The organism is Actinoplanes subglobosus, from assembly GCF_042650585.1.
GTDB lineage: Bacteria > Actinomycetota > Actinomycetes > Mycobacteriales > Micromonosporaceae > Actinoplanes > Actinoplanes subglobosus.
Map to the genome: position 1 here is coordinate 132,451 of NZ_JBHSBL010000002.1, position 15,069 is coordinate 147,519.

At 69.8% G+C, this 15,069-nt stretch carries 13 protein-coding genes; 4 read left to right on the forward strand and 9 right to left on the reverse strand.

All coding sequences use genetic code 11. The features are described 5' to 3' along the window. Positions 1–5 precede the first annotated feature (5 nt). The gene (locus ACFO0C_RS01190) at positions 6–956 is read left to right on the forward strand and encodes a LysR family transcriptional regulator (RefSeq protein WP_378064534.1); all 951 of its coding nucleotides are present in this window, start codon (positions 6–8) and stop codon (positions 954–956) included. Here the strand turns inward: ACFO0C_RS01190 and ACFO0C_RS01195 are convergent. From ACFO0C_RS01195 to ACFO0C_RS01215, 5 genes are read right to left on the reverse strand one after another with little or no spacing between them, the layout of a single operon-like run. After that, positions 913–1,887 (reverse strand): aldehyde dehydrogenase family protein, encoded by a 975-nt coding sequence (locus ACFO0C_RS01195; RefSeq protein ID WP_378064535.1) that lies wholly within the window; start codon positions 1,885–1,887, stop codon positions 913–915. The two genes, ACFO0C_RS01190 and ACFO0C_RS01195, sit on opposite strands and share 44 nt — an antisense overlap. After that, complete coding sequence (locus tag ACFO0C_RS01200; protein WP_378064536.1) at positions 1,884–2,996, reverse strand: FAD-dependent monooxygenase; 1,113 nt, start codon at positions 2,994–2,996, stop codon at positions 1,884–1,886. Before ACFO0C_RS01200 ends, ACFO0C_RS01195 begins: the two co-directional genes overlap by 4 nt. After that, positions 2,993–3,961 carry an ABC transporter permease gene (locus tag ACFO0C_RS01205; RefSeq protein ID WP_378064537.1) on the reverse strand — a complete coding sequence of 323 codons (969 nt, stop codon included), beginning with the start codon at positions 3,959–3,961 and terminating at the stop codon, positions 2,993–2,995. The genes ACFO0C_RS01200 and ACFO0C_RS01205 overlap by 4 nt, the downstream gene beginning before the upstream one ends. Then, positions 3,958–5,448: a sugar ABC transporter ATP-binding protein gene (locus tag ACFO0C_RS01210; protein ID WP_378064539.1), complete on the reverse strand. Its 1,491-nt coding sequence runs from the start codon at positions 5,446–5,448 to the stop codon at positions 3,958–3,960. The genes ACFO0C_RS01205 and ACFO0C_RS01210 overlap by 4 nt, the downstream gene beginning before the upstream one ends. Next, the gene (locus ACFO0C_RS01215; RefSeq protein ID WP_378064540.1) at positions 5,448–6,602 is read right to left on the reverse strand and encodes a sugar ABC transporter substrate-binding protein; all 1,155 of its coding nucleotides are present in this window, start codon (positions 6,600–6,602) and stop codon (positions 5,448–5,450) included. The genes ACFO0C_RS01210 and ACFO0C_RS01215 overlap by 1 nt, the downstream gene beginning before the upstream one ends. A gap of 165 nt (positions 6,603–6,767) precedes the next feature. Between ACFO0C_RS01215 and ACFO0C_RS01220 the strand changes: the two genes are divergently transcribed. From ACFO0C_RS01220 to ACFO0C_RS01230, 3 genes are read left to right on the forward strand one after another with little or no spacing between them, the layout of a single operon-like run. After that, a complete protein-coding gene (locus ACFO0C_RS01220) occupies positions 6,768–7,712 on the forward strand; it encodes an ornithine cyclodeaminase family protein (RefSeq protein WP_378064542.1) in 945 nt (314 codons plus the stop codon). A gap of 10 nt (positions 7,713–7,722) precedes the next feature. Continuing rightward, positions 7,723–9,087 (forward strand): NAD-dependent succinate-semialdehyde dehydrogenase, encoded by a 1,365-nt coding sequence (locus ACFO0C_RS01225; protein ID WP_378064544.1) that lies wholly within the window; start codon positions 7,723–7,725, stop codon positions 9,085–9,087. Then, entirely contained in the window at positions 9,087–10,106 is a 1,020-nt protein-coding gene (locus ACFO0C_RS01230; protein ID WP_378064546.1) for a dihydrodipicolinate synthase family protein, read from the forward strand. The genes ACFO0C_RS01225 and ACFO0C_RS01230 overlap by 1 nt, the downstream gene beginning before the upstream one ends. Before the next feature lie 131 nt (positions 10,107–10,237). On the opposite strand, the gene ACFO0C_RS01235 is transcribed toward ACFO0C_RS01230, so the two are convergent. The 4 genes from ACFO0C_RS01235 to ACFO0C_RS01250 all read right to left on the reverse strand — a co-directional run. Beyond that, positions 10,238–10,702, reverse strand: coding sequence for a hypothetical protein (locus ACFO0C_RS01235; RefSeq protein ID WP_378064548.1), 465 nt, complete (start codon positions 10,700–10,702; stop codon positions 10,238–10,240). 141 nt (positions 10,703–10,843) lie between these two features. Then, positions 10,844–11,098 (reverse strand): universal stress protein, encoded by a 255-nt coding sequence (locus tag ACFO0C_RS01240; protein WP_378064550.1) that lies wholly within the window; start codon positions 11,096–11,098, stop codon positions 10,844–10,846. A 155-nt stretch (positions 11,099–11,253) separates the two neighbouring features. After that, positions 11,254–13,605 carry an acetyl-CoA acetyltransferase gene (locus tag ACFO0C_RS01245; protein ID WP_378064552.1) on the reverse strand — a complete coding sequence of 784 codons (2,352 nt, stop codon included), beginning with the start codon at positions 13,603–13,605 and terminating at the stop codon, positions 11,254–11,256. Positions 13,606–14,094: 489 nt separating this feature from the next. Further along, positions 14,095–15,069: acyl-CoA dehydrogenase family protein (locus tag ACFO0C_RS01250; protein ID WP_378064554.1), on the reverse strand; the 975-nt coding region annotated here is incomplete at its 5' end.

The window sequence follows — 15,069 nt, forward strand, 5'->3', positions numbered from 1 at the left end:
CAGGCGTGAGTCTAGGAGCCGTCGACCTCAACCTGCTGATCGCCTTCAAGGCGCTACTCGAGGAGGGCAGCGTCACCCAGGCCGGTGCGAAGATCGGCATCGCACAGCCGAGCATGAGCGCGGCGCTGTCCCGGCTGCGCCGGCACTTCGACGACGAGCTGCTGGTACGGGTGGGCCGCGAGTTCGAGCTGACCCCGTTCGCCCGCTCGATGCTGGCCGACGTGCAGCAGACCGTCCAGCTCTTCGGCGACGCGCTGCGGGTCACCGACGGCTTCGACCCTGCCACCAGCGAACGACTCTTCACCGTGACGTTGAGCGACTATGCCATGGCGGTGCTGCACGAGCCGCTGCACCGGCGGGTGAAGGCGGTGGCGCCGTCGGTCCGGCTGGCCTTCGTCGACCTGCCCGAGGACCTGGCCGCCTCGGAGCGGGCGATGCTGCGCCAGGACCTGCTGATCGGGCCGTTCGGATACGGGTTCGTCGGGGAGCATCTGCGGTTGTTCCGGGACCGCTACATGTGCGTCGTCGACCCCGAGAATCCGTACCTCACGGAAGGTCTTCTGGGTCTGGAGGCACTGCGGCGGATGCCGCATGCCGTCACGGTCTTCCGGGGAAACCATCAGACGGCGGTGGACCGGGTGCTCAGCCAGGCCGGGGTGGACCGGCGGATCAGCATGCGGGTGTACGGCCATCTGCCTCTGCTGTTCGCCGTGCGCGGCACCGACGCGGTGGCGTTCGTGCCCGAGCGCGTCGTCCGGCCGTTCGCCGACAGCGGCCGGGTCCGGATGGTCCCGCCGCCGTTCGAGGCGCCGTTGCTGTTGGAGGCCGCGTGGTGGCACCCGAGCCGGGAGACCGATCCGGCCCACCGCTGGTTCCTCTCGATCGTTGAGGACGTGGTCGACGAGCTGCGCCTCACCGAGCCGCCCGGCCTTCCCCCGGACGCCCCGGCCGGATGATCACCACCGGCCCGGGCGGCAGCTCTGCGGGCGGGGCGACGCCGTCCGGGAACACCAGGACCGTCGGGGCGTAGTACCAGCCGGCCCGGTCTACGCGGCGGCCGCCGGTGACGAGCCTGGCGCCGGCCGCGATCAGGCCGGCGACCTGCTGGTCCAGGTCGTGCACCAGATCCGGCAGCGCGAGTGGGCCGATGTCGGTCTCGGGGTCGAAGGGATCGCCCACTCGCAGCCGGGCGACGGTCTCCACGATCGCCCGGCCCGGCACCGGCCCGGTGACGACGAGATGCGGGACAGCGAGACCACGGAGCGCAGCCGCCACGGCGTCCGGCACATCGTCGGCGGGACACGATCCCACCGGCACGGCGGCCGCGTCACCGCCGACCACCCGGCTGATCCGCGGGTCGGCGGCGAGATCGTCGGCAATGCTCTCGGAGGCCAGCACCGCCGCGAAGACGCCTGCCGGGCAACCGGCGTCGGTGAGCAACTGCTCCAGGGCGAGCGCACAGCCGGTCACGTTCGGCGCGGGCTGGACCAGGACGGCGGCCCCCGCCATCAACTCCGGCGCGGACAGGCACAACACCTGCTGGAACGGGTTCATCCAGGACGTGACGGCGAGAACCGGCCCGATCGGCGTGGACGGCGGCTGACCGGCGTGCCGCCGGAGGATCGCCGCGCACTCGCTGACCTCGGCACGAGCGTACGCGATCGGCTTGCCCATCTCCCGCGTGATCAGCTCGGCGTAGTCGTCGGTGCGGGCGGTGAGCAGCGCCGCGGCCGCGTGCAGGGCGGCACCCCGTTCGTCGACCGCCATTTCCTGCCAGCCTCGCTGGGCGCGGGCGGCCGCCGTGATCATGGCCGCCCGCTCCGTGGAGGTGTGTTCCAGATAGACGGCCAGCGGCGCGCCGGTCGCCGGATCGCAGGTGCGGATCATGCAGGTGCTTCGAGGAAGCTCAGCGTCTCCGACATGACCCGCCCCGGGTCGGCGCCCGGCGTGCCGGGGTGGGTCTCCCACTCGGCGAGTTGCAGTGAGTTCTCCAGCACGGTGCGCACCCGCGGCAGCCGCCGGTCCAGGAAGCTCGCCAACTGCTCGTCGAGCGGACGGTCGTCGTCGAGTTCCTCGGCCAGCACCACCGCATCTTCGGCGCACATGGCCGCGCCCTGCGCGATCAGCGGCGGGCAGGCGTGGGCGGCGTCACCGATGACGATGGTCCGGCCGCGGTACCACGGCTCGTCGAGTTGCACCGCCTCGATCCACCGATAGTCGAGGGTGGTGTCGTCGGGCATGTTGTCCCGGATCCGTCCCCAGGTCCCGCCGTAGCCTGCGGCCCGCTCGCGGAACAGCCCGATCGGTGCCCGCGGCCCGATCAGTGACTCGTCGAGGTTCTCGTCCAGCAGATACGCGTAACACTGGGTGTCCGAGATCGGCGTGTATCCCGCCTTGTACCGGGGTCCCCCGTAGTAGACCTCCGCGCAGTCCATCTCCGTGGGCCGGTCGGCGATGAACCGCCAGATGCCCATGCCGACCGGTTCGGGGCCGGTCTCGATGCCGATCAGCGAGCGGATGTGCGAGTGGATACCGTCCGCGCCGACGACCAGGTCATACCTGCCCGAGGTGCCGTCACTGAACGTGACCTCACCGTCCTCGGTCAACGTCGAGACGGTGAGCCCGAGGCGAACGGTGACTCCGGCCGCGTACACCGCCTCGCAAAGGGTCTTCTGCATGGTCGACCGCAGAGAGCCCATGGTGGGCGGCAGGTCGGGCCCGCCGGTGTGCGGGGTCGGCAGGTCGGCGATGAGCGACCCGTCGGCCTGCCGGAGCCGGATCCGGTCGAACGCGAACCCGTTGGCCGACAGCTCGTCCCAGACACCGACCTGCTGGAACGCCTTCAGGGCGTTGCCTTGGACGGTGATGCCGTGGCCGACACCGAACCAGCGCGGGCTCAGTTCGACGAGTTCGACGGTGAAGTTCCGCTGGGCGAGCGCCAGGGCGAGGACGCTGCCGGTGACGCCGCCACCGACGATCAGGATCTTGCGTGTCATTTTGCTTGGACTCCTCGGTGACGCCCCAGGTAGGTGGAGAGGCCGACGGCGATCAGCAGCGCTGCGCCGTTGAAGACGGGGCTGACCCAGGCGTCGGCGCCGGCCAGGGTGAGGCCGCTGACGCTGACGCTGACCAGCAGCACGCCGATCAGGGTTCCGGCGACGTTGAAGAAGCCGGGCCGGACCGCGGTGGCGCCGAGGAACGCGGCGGCCAGGGCCGGGAAGAGCAGGCTGGTGCCGGTGTCGGCGGTCGCCGAGCCGGACCGGGCCAGCTGGAGCACGCCGACCACGCCGGCGATCAGGCCGGCCAGCACGAACGACAGGTGCACGTTGCGGTCGGCGGGGATGCCGAGCAGTTTCGCCGAGCGCGGGTTGGCACCGATGGCGTAGAGGGTGCGGCCGTACGGGGTGTGCACCAGCACGTACCAGAGGACGACCGCGACCAGGAGCACGACGTAGACCACCCGGGGCAGGCCGAGCCATGTCTGCGAGCCGAACGAGATCAGCGCGTCGGAGACTCCGGTGGAGATCGTCTGCCCGCCGGTGTACCACTGGATGACGCCGCCGAGCAGGGTCGCCATACCGAGTGTGGTGACGAAGGCGCTGAGCCGGAACCGGGTGACCAGCAGCCCGTTGACCCAGCCGATGACGCCGGCGAGCACGATCGCCGCGGTGACGGCGAGCCAGAGCGGCGCATCGTGGCGGGACATCAGGCCGGCCGCGAGGACCGTGCCGGTCACGGCGTTGGCACCGAGTGAGAAGTCGAAGTAGTTGCTGACCAGCGGCAGGATCACGGCCAGGGAGAGCAGGGCGACGGTGGCCTGGTTGCCCAGCAGCACACTGAAGTTGGCGGACGTCGCGAACGTCTCGGCACTGCCCGGGTAGACGGAGAAGAACACCACCACGGCGACCAGCAGGGCGAGCAGCGCGTTGCGCTCGGCCACATCCTTCGCGTTCGGCTTCAACGCAGTACTCCCTGGGTGAGGGCGGTCAGGTGGTCGGCGGTGAGGGCGTCGCCGGACACGTCGGTGACGATGCGGCCGCGCCGGAGCACGGTGACCCGGTCGCAGAGCTCGGTCAGTTCCACGAAGTCGGAGGACACGACCAGGACCGCGCAGCCGCGGGCGGAGGCCTGCCGGATGGCGGCGTAGATGTCGCGGCGGGACATGATGTCGACGCCCTGGGTGGGCTCGTCGAGCAGCAGCAGGCGCGGGTCCCGGCGCAGCCAGCGGGCCAGGACCACCTTCTGCTGGTTGCCGCCGGACAGCGACAGGAAGGCGGCGTCCGCCGACGGGGTACGCACCCGGTAGGTGCTGACGAGGTTCTCGGCCTCGGTGTCGGGTGCCATCCGGCCGCGGCGCCACAGCCGGGGCAGGACGGCCGCGGAGAGGTTCTCCCGCACGGTCAGGTCGTTGAGGGCGGCCTCGCCGAGCCGGTCCTCCGGAAGGTAGGCGACACCCGCCGCCATCCGGTTGGGGATGCCGGCCGCGGCGGGGACGCCGGACAGGGCGATGGTTCCGGTCGCCGGCGCGTGTTCCCCGAAGACGGTTTTCAACAATGAGGTACGCCCGGAGCCGACCAGCCCGGCCACGCCGACGATCTCCCCGGCCCGCACGGTCAGGTCGACCCCGTCGAGCGGGCCGCCGGTCAGCCCTTGGACCTCCAGGATTGGCTCGGTGTCACCCGCGCGAGCCGGCGCCGGTTCGTGGACGGTCACCGGCGCCCCGGTCATGTGGCTGATCAGCTCGTCCTCGGTGGGTTCCGCGGCGACCAGATTGGCCACGGTGCGGCCGTCGCGGAAGACGGTGAAGTCGTCGCAGATCGACAGCACCTCCTGCATGCGGTGGCTGACGATGAGGACGGTCTGGCCCTGGTCGGCGCGGCGGCGCACGGCCTGCAGCAGAATCTCCGACTCGTGCTGGGGCAGGGCCGCGGTCGGCTCGTCGAGGATGAGCACCCGGTCGGCGCCGTCGTGGTCCTGCACGGCCCGGGCGATGGCGAGCATCGTGCGCTGGGCGGGGCGCAGCCGACCGACCACGGTGGAGGGGTCGGCGCTGATGCCGTACACCGCAAGCAGTTGAGCGACCCGCTGCCGCAACTCGCCCCACTTGATCCGCCCGCCGCGACCTCGCGGCCAGCCGTGGTCGAGGGCGAAGTTCTCCGCGATGCTGAGCTCGTCGAAGAGCCCGAGGTCCTGGTGGACGAACCGCAGCCCGGCCGACCATCCGGCCTTGGCGTCGTAGCCGGCGGCCGGCCAGCTCTGCGCGCCGATGTGGATGGTGCCGCCGTCGGCCTGGTACGCCCCGGCGAGGATCTTGATGGCGGTGGACTTGCCGGAACCGTTGCCGCCGAGCAGGGCGTGCACGGTGCCGGGCCGCAGTTCCAGCCCGGCACCGTCGAGTGCCCGGGTGGCCCCGAAGGTCTTGCTGAGGTTCTCCAGGCGGACCGTCATCAGCTGACGCCCCAGGCCTTCTTGTAAACCGTCTTGTAGTCCACCGACCCGGCGTAGTCCTCGCCGGCGGTGGCCGGCAGGTTGTGGTCGGCGTCGACGATCTGGAAGCCGTCACCCTGGACCAGCGGCTGCTCGCCGTTGACCACCCGGATCGCGGTGTCGACCGAGCCGTAGGAGCCCCACTCGGTGGCGTAGCCGAGGACCGCGTCCTGGCCCTTGTCGTCGCGGATCAGGTCCATGTTGACCTCGTTGCCGAAGCCGGTGACCACGTTGAGCTGCGCGGACCGGCCGGAGGAGACGATCGCCTGGGAGAGGCCGAGCGACATCCAGCCGCCGATCGGGATGCTGACCGCGTTGGCGGTCGGCGCCTGCAGCAGCGCGGTGGAGAACTTGGTGGCCGCGGTGTTGTTGGTGGTGTCGGCGTTGGCGATGTCGAGGGTCTGGACGATCTCGCAGCCGGTGCAGGTGGCGAGCTCCTCCTTGAAGCCCTCGGTGATCCACGGCCCCCAGACCGGGTCGGTGAAGTTCAGCAGCACCACCTTGGCCTTGCCGTCGGTCTTGCCGATGATCCAGTCGGCCTGCAGCTTGCCGTTGAGCTTCCAGTAGTCCTTGATGCTGGTGTTCTCCAGCTGGAGCCGCTCACTGTCGAGAAGTTTCTCGCCGCCGGTGGCGTCACAGTCGGATCCGCCGCCGCCGACCAGCTTCACGCCGGCGGCCTTGGCCTCCTGCAGCGGCGCCTGGACGGCGGCGCAGTCGATGCCGACCGGGATCACCACGTCGGCGCCGCCGCTCGCGGCCTGGCGGATGCAGGTGCCCCAGCCGTTCGGGTTGAGCTGGCCGTCGCAGACCTTGACGTCCCAGCCGATCAGCTTCGCGGCCTCCTGCACCCCGGCGACCGGGGTGGAACAGCTGGGCACCTGCTCACCACAGGAGACGACCCAGAGCGAGACGCCGTCCTTGGCCTTGGTGCTCGTGGTCGGCGGGCTTCCGGTGACCCCGGTGTAGGCGGTCTCCAGGGCTTCGGTGGCCTCGGCCGAGGTGGCGCCGGCTGCCTCTCCGGTGCTCTCGGCCGCGTTGTTCGAGCCGCAGGCTCCGAGGAACAGGGCGATGGTGGCGGCGAATGTCATGGCGACGCGCCGGGGGGCTACGGGCATGGGTGGCTCCCGATCTGACGGTGTTGTGAGCGCCATCACTGGCACACCGGGAGCTAAGCAGGGGTCTGAAACATCGCGGAAATACAGCGTCGTTATGTCAGCGATAACGACAGCCAATGGCAGCAGATCTGGTGGGCAGAATATCCAATGTTTAATGTCCCGCTCATGACGCTTCTCCTGACCGACGCCGAGGTCCGGGCCGCCTTCGACTGGTCGGCCGCGGTCACCGCCCTGCGCACCGCCTACGCCGCCGACAACACCGGCTCCCGCTTCCCGGCACGTGGCATGGCCCGCGGCGACGGCAGCTGGCTACGAACCCTCAGCGGCGTGCCGGCCGGATCGGGCTACATGGGCGCCAAGCTGATCGCGGCGAACATGCGGTCACGCCGGGCGTCGTACCTCATCCCCCTCTTCGACGAGGCGACCACCGAGCTCGTCGCCCTGCTCGACGGCCACTCGATCACCGGGTTCCGCACCGCGGCGACCTCGGCGCTCGCCGCCGACCTGCTCGCCGTCCCCGGCCCGCTGCGGGTCGCGGCCATCGGCTCCGGCTTCGAGGCCCGCAACCACCTCCAGGCGCTCGCCGCGATCCGCTCGCTGGAGTCGGTCCACGTCTACAGCCCGACTCCGGCCAGCCGGGAGGCCTTCGCCCGGGAGCTGACCGCCGAAGCCCACGACACCGCCGAGGCCGCTGTGGACCGCGCGAACGTGGTGATCTGCGCAGCCCGCTCCCGTGACGAGACGCCGACCTTCCGGGGTGAGTGGCTGCGGCCCGGCATGACCGTGGTGTCGATCGGCTCCACCCTCCCTGAGCAGCGGGAGGTCGACACCGAGACTCTCGCCCGCGCTGACCTGATCGTCGCCGACATGGTCGAGGAGGTGCTGCACGACACCGGAGACGTGCTCGCCGCCCGCGCCGACGGCATCGACGTGACGGCCAAGACTGTGCCGCTCTCCGATTCCGTCGGCCGGACCGATGCCGATCAGATCCTGCTCTACAAGTCAGTGGGCTCCGCCGTGCAGGACCTGGCCGTCGCGGTCATGTGCCTGCAGCGCGCCGGCGAGAACGGCACCCGGCTGCCCGACGTCATCCACCCCGTGCAGAAGTGAGGACACCCCCATGCAGGTGATCAACCCCTCGACCGGTGAGCCCGTCGGCGAGGTGAAGGAGTTCAGCCGCACCGAGGTCGCTGCGGTGATCGCCGCCGCCGACCGGGCGCTGCCGGCGTGGCGAGCGCTGTCCGGCAAAGAACGAAGCAGAACCTTGCGCCGGTGGTACGACCTGATCACCGAGCATGCTGACGAACTGGCCGCGATCATCACCCGGGAACAGGGCAAGCCCTTGGCCGAGGCGCGCGGTGAGGTGGCGTACGCCGCATCGTTTGTCGAATGGTTCGCCGAGGAGGCCAAGCGGATCCGTGGGGACGTTTTCGGCTCACCGGAGCCGACCCGGCGGATCGTGGTGCTCAAGGAGCCCGTCGGGGTGTGTGCCGCGATCACGCCGTGGAACTTCCCGGCCGCCATGATCACCCGCAAGGCCGCGCCCGCGCTCGCCGCCGGCTGCACCATGGTCGTCAAGCCCGCCTCGCAGACCCCGCTGACCGCGGTCCGCCTCGCCGAACTGGCCGAGCAGGCCGGAATCCCCGCCGGAGTGCTGACCGTGGTCACCGGCAGCGCCCGCGAGATCGGCGCCGAGCTGACCGGCAACCCGCTGATCCGCAAGGTCACCTTCACCGGGTCCACCGAGATCGGGCGGCTGCTGCTCGAACAGTCCGCGGCGACCGTCAAGAACACCTCGATGGAACTCGGCGGCAACGCGCCCGTCCTGGTCTTCGACGACGCCGACCTGGAGGTGGCCGTCGCCGGGGTCCTCGCCGCCAAGTACCGCAACACCGGCCAGTCCTGCATCGGCGCCAACCGGGTCTACGTGCAGTCCGGCATCTACGACCGGTTCGCCGCCCTGCTTGCCACCCGATCCGCGTCCCTGAAAGTGGGCGACGGCTTCGATCCGGACGTCCAGATCGGCCCGCTGATCGACGACGCCGCCGTGGCCAAGGTGTCCGAGCACATCGCCGACGCCATCGCCCAGGGCGCCTCGCTGCTGACCGGCGGCACGCACGACGGGCGTTTCTACCAGCCGACCGTGCTGGCCGGGGTCGTCCAGGGCATGCAGGTCACCCGGGAGGAGATCTTCGGGCCGGTGCTGCCGCTGATCCGCTTCGACGACGAGGCCGAGGCGATCCGGCTCGCCAACGACACCGAGTTCGGGCTGGCCGCCTACCTGTTCACCCGCGACGCCGCGCGCACCTGGCGGGTCGCGGCCGCGATCGAAGCCGGGATGGTCGGCATCAACACCGGCCTGATCAGCAACGAGATCGCCCCGTTCGGCGGGATCAAGCAGTCCGGGCTGGGCCGGGAGGGCTCCGTCTACGGCATCGACGAATACCTGGAAACCAAGTACCTGGCATGGGAAGGCGCGAACTGATGGCTGACTACACCCGCACCGAGGCCCGCGCGTGGGCGCGCGAGAGGCTCGTCGGGGCAATCAACTGCACCATCCCGTCGTTCACCGGCGACCTGACCGCGATCAACGAGAAGGCGATCCGGCACGACACCCGGCTCGCCATCGAGCACGGCTTCCTCGGCACCCTCGGTGTCTCCGAGGTCAACATCACCCTGCCGGAGTACCTGGACTTCCTGCGGATCATCCGCGACGAGGCCGGTGACCAGCTCGTCCTGGTGCACCACGGCAGCTGGAGCACCCTCGAGCAGAACATCGCCGCGGTCCAAGGCGCCGAGGCGGCCGGCGCCGAGCTGGTGCTGCTCTCCTACCCGCCGAACTTCTACCCGGAGTCCGAAGAGGAGATCTACCAGTACACCAAGGCCGTCGCCGACTCCACCAACCTGGCGATCATCCTGTTCCCGATGTTCCTGTGGGGCTTCAGCCCCCGGGTGCACCCCGCCGACATCCCCACCCGGCTGATCCGCCGCCTCATCGACGACTGCCCGAACATCGCGGTGATCAAGGCCGAGGGCGGCTTCCCCAGCATCATGAGCGTCATCGAGTGCCACCGCCTCTTCGGCGACGAGGTGGTCATCTCCATGCCGATCGAGGGCGAGCTGATCCCGCTGTCGCAGGTCATGCCGCTGCAGCTGTCGGCGACCAGCGACCACGAGTACTACGGCCCGACCATCCCCCGGGTCATGAAGCTGCTGCGCGACGGCAAGTACGACGAGGCCACCGAGATCTATTGGCAGATGCACCCGGCCCGCAAGATCAAGGGCGGGCTGGCGGCCACCCTCAACGGTGGCGCCTTCATCAACCGGCAAGCCTGGAAGTTCCAGGGCTGGCTCCAGGGATACAACGGCGGGCCCCTGCGCCAGCCGACCCAGCGCATCCACGACGCCCAGATGAACGCCCTGCGCAAGGGCCTGATCGACGCCGGACTCAACCCGAGCATGGACCCGTTCCGCGAGTTCTTCATCGGCCGCAACCCCGCCTGATCCATCCGTCGGGGGTCGGGATCAGCCAGCCCTCGACGGCTCAGGGGAGCGTGCGAACCGCCAGTTCCTTCCTCGCCTCGTCGATCAGATGCCAGCTACGGTGCGGGTGGTCGCGGCGGATCGGTCCATGGTCAGTCGCCGGTACCGTCGCGGCCGGCGCGGATGCCGCCGAACTGGCGGGCCACGAAGACCAGCGTTCGGCTGGTCTCCTTCAGATCGGTGGCGGCGGTGCGCATCACCGTAAGGTTGTCGGCGCTCTCGTCGGGGTGGTCGGTGACCCATCGGTCGATGGGTCCGGCGAGGTGGCCGGCCAGTTCGGAGGCGCCGGTGCAGACCGCGCGGAAGTTGCCGGCCGAGATCGCCCATCGGGACGGGTGGGCGCTCGCCGCCGCCACCATGGCCGCGGCACCGCACGGTGAGCCGGACGACGTGGCGGGCGATTTCATGTATTTGGCGAGGACACCGCGGGCGTAGGCCGGCGCCAACGGCTGCCAGCCGGTGCAGCCAGCGGCCAGCTGCGCCTCGTCGACGAGCACGTACAGGGTGCCGTTGGCGTGACTTCCCTGGCGCGGCTGGTCGACCACGGCCTCTGCCACAAATGCCCGCTGACCCGGCTCGAAGAAGACCGTACGCCATTCCCGGCAGCGACGATGGTGACGGAAACGACGCACGGCGATGGGCCCTTTCCGGCGTGCCAGAGCGTGTCGGCTCACAAACGGCACGCCGGAGCGGGGGTCTCAGGGGACGACGGTGACCGGCCAGCGGCCACACCGCACGAGCCGATGCGCGACCGACCCGGCGAACCGGTGCAGCGTGTTCTCGGAGCGGCCGACCACCACGAGGTCTGCCCACATCTCCGTGGCGACCTGGCACAACTCGGTGAACGGTTCGCCGTGGCGGACGACTATCTCGATGTCGACGCCCAGCCGCGGCCGTTCCCGCAGCAGCGTGTCGCGGCACGAGTCCTCGACCTCGTTCTGCGCCTGTACCACGGTGGCCGCGGCCGTACATTAGGCGTCGGAGACCGACACCACGGAGTTGGTGTACGGGCGGACGTAGACCCGGCCAGCCGGGAACCCTGCCGGCGGCCCAGGCCGACGACGATCACTCCCGGGGCCATGACGGTCTTCTTGGCGTCGAGGCGTCGTCAGCGGTTACGCCACTGCGGCTTGCGCTTCTGCGCGAACGCGATCAGCCCTTCGATCGCGTCCTCACTGACCATCAGCTCGTCGAACGCCGGGCTGGGGTGGGTTACGGCATCCACGACATCGGCGATACCGCGGGTCTCCTCCATCACCTGCAGAGAGATGCGCACCGAGGTCGGCGAGCCCTCCAGGATCTCCGCCGCCAGGGCCCTGGCTCCGTCGACGGCCGCACCGGCCTCGGTCACCCGGTTGACCAGCCCGTACGACAGGGCGTCGGCGGCGGAGAGGCGGCGGCCGGTGAGGATCAGCTCATTGGCCAGCTTCGGCGGCACCATCCGCGGCAGCCGCACCACTCCACCGGCACCGGCGATCAGCCCGACCTTGACCTCGCTGAGCGCGAACTGCGCGGTGGCGTCGGCCACGACCAGGTGACAGGCGAGGGCGATCTCGCAACCGCCGCCCATGGCGAACCCGTTGACCGCGGCGATCACCGGTTTCGGCATCGACCGGCGGCTGGTCAGGCCGGCGAACCCGTTCTTCGGCACCCACATCGGCTTGCCGGAGCCCGAGTAGATCAGGTCATTGCCCGCACAGAACGACTTCTCCCCCGCACCGGTCAGGATCGCCACCCACAGATCATCGGCGGCGAAATAGGCGTCGAAAGCGTGATCGAGCTCCTCGTTGGCCATCGGGTGCAGGCTGTTGCGAGCATCCGGGCGGTTGATGGTGACCTCGAGAAGGTGCCCGTCACGCCGTACCAGAATGTGCTCGTAACGCTCCTTGAGCACCGCCGGGCCCGGCGGCGGGAAGGCCGCCTCGCTCGCCGCCACCCGGTTCCCCCTACCCGACGACCGCGCGTAGACCCGTTGGCCGATGGGCTCGGAAGCTTCCAGCACCGAGATGTCCTCGGTGAGCGCGATGAAGCGGCGATCGTCGGCCTCCAGCCGGCCGATCACCACGCCAGTGCGCTTGCCGTCACGGCTGTACTTGACCGTGTAGGTCTCGATCGTCGCCCAGCCGTCGGCCTGCCGGGCCTCGGCGGGCGCCGGCCACGAGTTCACCTCGGCCTGCAACGCGGCACTGTCGTCGGCCTGCCACGGTGACGGCGTGGTGGTGTAGATGCCGACGGAATACTTGCTCATCATGCCGCCGTTGGCGCCGACGAACCCGTAGGTGCCCGGCTCCTGCCGCACCCGCTGGACGATCTCGGCGATCGCGTGCATCGAGTAGTTGTTGCCGGCACCGCCGAAGAACGGCAGGCCGCCGGTGACCGTCAGCCCACGTGGGTCGTCCGGTGCCAGTCCGAACGCGTCGGCGATGTTGAACACCGGAGCGGCGAAGCAGCTGTAGAGGTCAATGTAACGGAGCTCGTCGAAGCCGATGCCGGCGATCTCGAGGGCGTGTTTCGCGGCCAGCACGGACGCCGGGCTCTGCGACAGGTCCGCGCGCTCGAACAGGTCACGCTCACGTAGATCGGCGTGACCGGGGAGGAACACCCATTTCTCGGCAGGCACCCCGAGCCGCCGGGCGGCACCCACCGACATCAGAATCACTGCGGCGCCCTGATTGACCTTTTCACGAGCAACGACATAGCGGGTGTACGGCTCAGCGATGATCCGGTTCGACTCGGTCGGGGTCATCAGATCCGTGGCACTGCGCGCGACCGGCGCAGCCGAGTGCGGATTGGCGGCCGCCACCTTGGTGAACGGCGCGAACAGCTCGCCGATCGCGGTAGCGTACTCCTCCCGGGAAAGCTTGAGCCGGGCCCGGCGGGCGTTGTCGAACAGCGCGTACTGGCTGGGAGCGTCAGTGAGTCCGTGGTTGGCGTGGTGCATCGACATCAAGCCCTTGAGCCCGTAACCACGGTCCTCGAGATCACCCTCGACGTGCTCTTGGAAGCTCGGCTTCTCCTGGGCCTTGGCAAACTTCTCGATGGTGGAGATGGCCTCCGAGCCGGCGATCAGCACGACCTCCGCAGCACCTGCGGCGATGGTGGCGGCGAACTCGTTCACCAGGTGCTGCGGGCTCTGCCCGCCGCCGATCTCGAGGACGGCCCGCTTCGGGTCTGTGCCGACGCGAGTCGCGACCGAACGGGGGAAGTTGTCCGACCGGCCCAGCAAGGCACGGGCGCCGGGAATCGAGGTCTCGAACTGCCGGGTGGCGGCGACGGTGTCGATGGCCGCCGCGACGGTGGCCAATCTCGCACCCGTGTCCTCGATCGCGTCGCGGGCGGCGTCACCGGCCAGATCCGCGGGAGATCGGCGCCGGTAGCCGGGGCTGTCCAGGATTTCCGAGGCCTGGCCTACGCCCACCACGATCGGCGTACGCGGGTCGAGGTCTTCCCTTGTGCTCATATCTCACTCCAGGCCCAGTTACTGAACGTTGATCGTTTCATTTCCGACTGTATCCTGACGGTAATCGTTCACCAATAGGGGAGCGGCATACTTTGACGAAGCCGTTCAGTATCAGGTAGCACCACGAGACTGCGGGTACGGCCGGTGTCCGCCGACGTGCGCCTCAAGTAGACCGCCGGATTCTGTCCCCGGTGGCGAGAGCCTCCTCGTTGCCGGCCTTGCTGAGCATCTCGCGCGGGGCGTCGACGACACGGTTGTGCCAGCCCAGGTAGCAGGAGTCGTGGTGGGTGATGTCACCGTCGGTCGTTGACGACGTTGCTCTCCGAAGCTCTATTCACCGAGTAGTCGGCGCCGGGTGCGCTCGGCACCGGAGTCGGGTACCTGGTTCACCAGTACGACGATGTTCATCGTTCTCATGACAGAAACGGAAAGTCAGCTCGACGCCACCCGGCCCGGGTCCGTCGCCCCCGGCCGGGCGTGGTGCGGTGGTCAGCGTGGCAGGCCGAGTGCCCGGGCCACCAGGTTGCGCTGGATGTCGATGCTGCCGCCGCCCACGACGTGCATGATCGAGTAGCGCAGGTTGTACTCGAAGGCACCGCGGCCGGGCACGTCGGGCACGTTCTCTCCGAGGGCCGCGGCGGGGCCGAAGATGCGCAGCGCGGCCTCGCAGAAGTCCTCGAGCAGCTGGCTGGCGAGGATCTTCGCCATCGGCGCCTCCAGACGGGCGCCGCCGCCGGCCCGGGCCGTGGCCCGCACGCCGGCGTTGACCAGCACGCGGGTGGCCTGCAGGCGGGAGGCCAGTTCGCTGATCTGCGCCCGCTTGGCCGATCCGGCCGGGCCGACGGTGCCCTCCGGGTCCTTGCGCACCTCAGCGAGCAGGTCGTCGAGTAGGCGCATCACCGAGGCTGCGTTGTTGGCCATCAGGACCCGCTCCTGGGCGAGCGCCTCGGTGATGACCTTCCAGCCGCCGTTGACCTCGCCGATGCGGTCGGCGTCCGGGACCCGGTAGTCGTCGAAGAACGTGGAGCAGGAAACCTCCCCGGAGAGGGCGGTGTGCTGCTGAACCTCGAACCCGGGACGGTCAACGCGGGTCAGGAACAGGGTGATCCCGGCGTGCGGCGGCCTGGCCTCGGGGTCGGTACGGGTGGCCAGCCACACCCACTGCGCGGTGTGCGCGCCGGTACCCCAGGACTTGCGCCCGTTGACGATCCACTCGTCGCCATCCCGGACGGCCTTGGTGTGCAGGCTCGCCAGATCCGAGCCGACCTCGGGCTCGGAGTAGCCGAGGTAGAACGGGAAGTCCCCAGAAGCGATCAGCGGCAGGAAGCGCGCCTGCTGTTCGGGGGTGCCGTGCCGCAGGATCGCGGTACCCAGCATGTCCGCGGCGCCCTTGCTGATCAGGGTTTGACGCTCGTACGCCAGTTCCTCGCCGAAGACCGTCTGCTCTTCGACCGAGGCACCCCG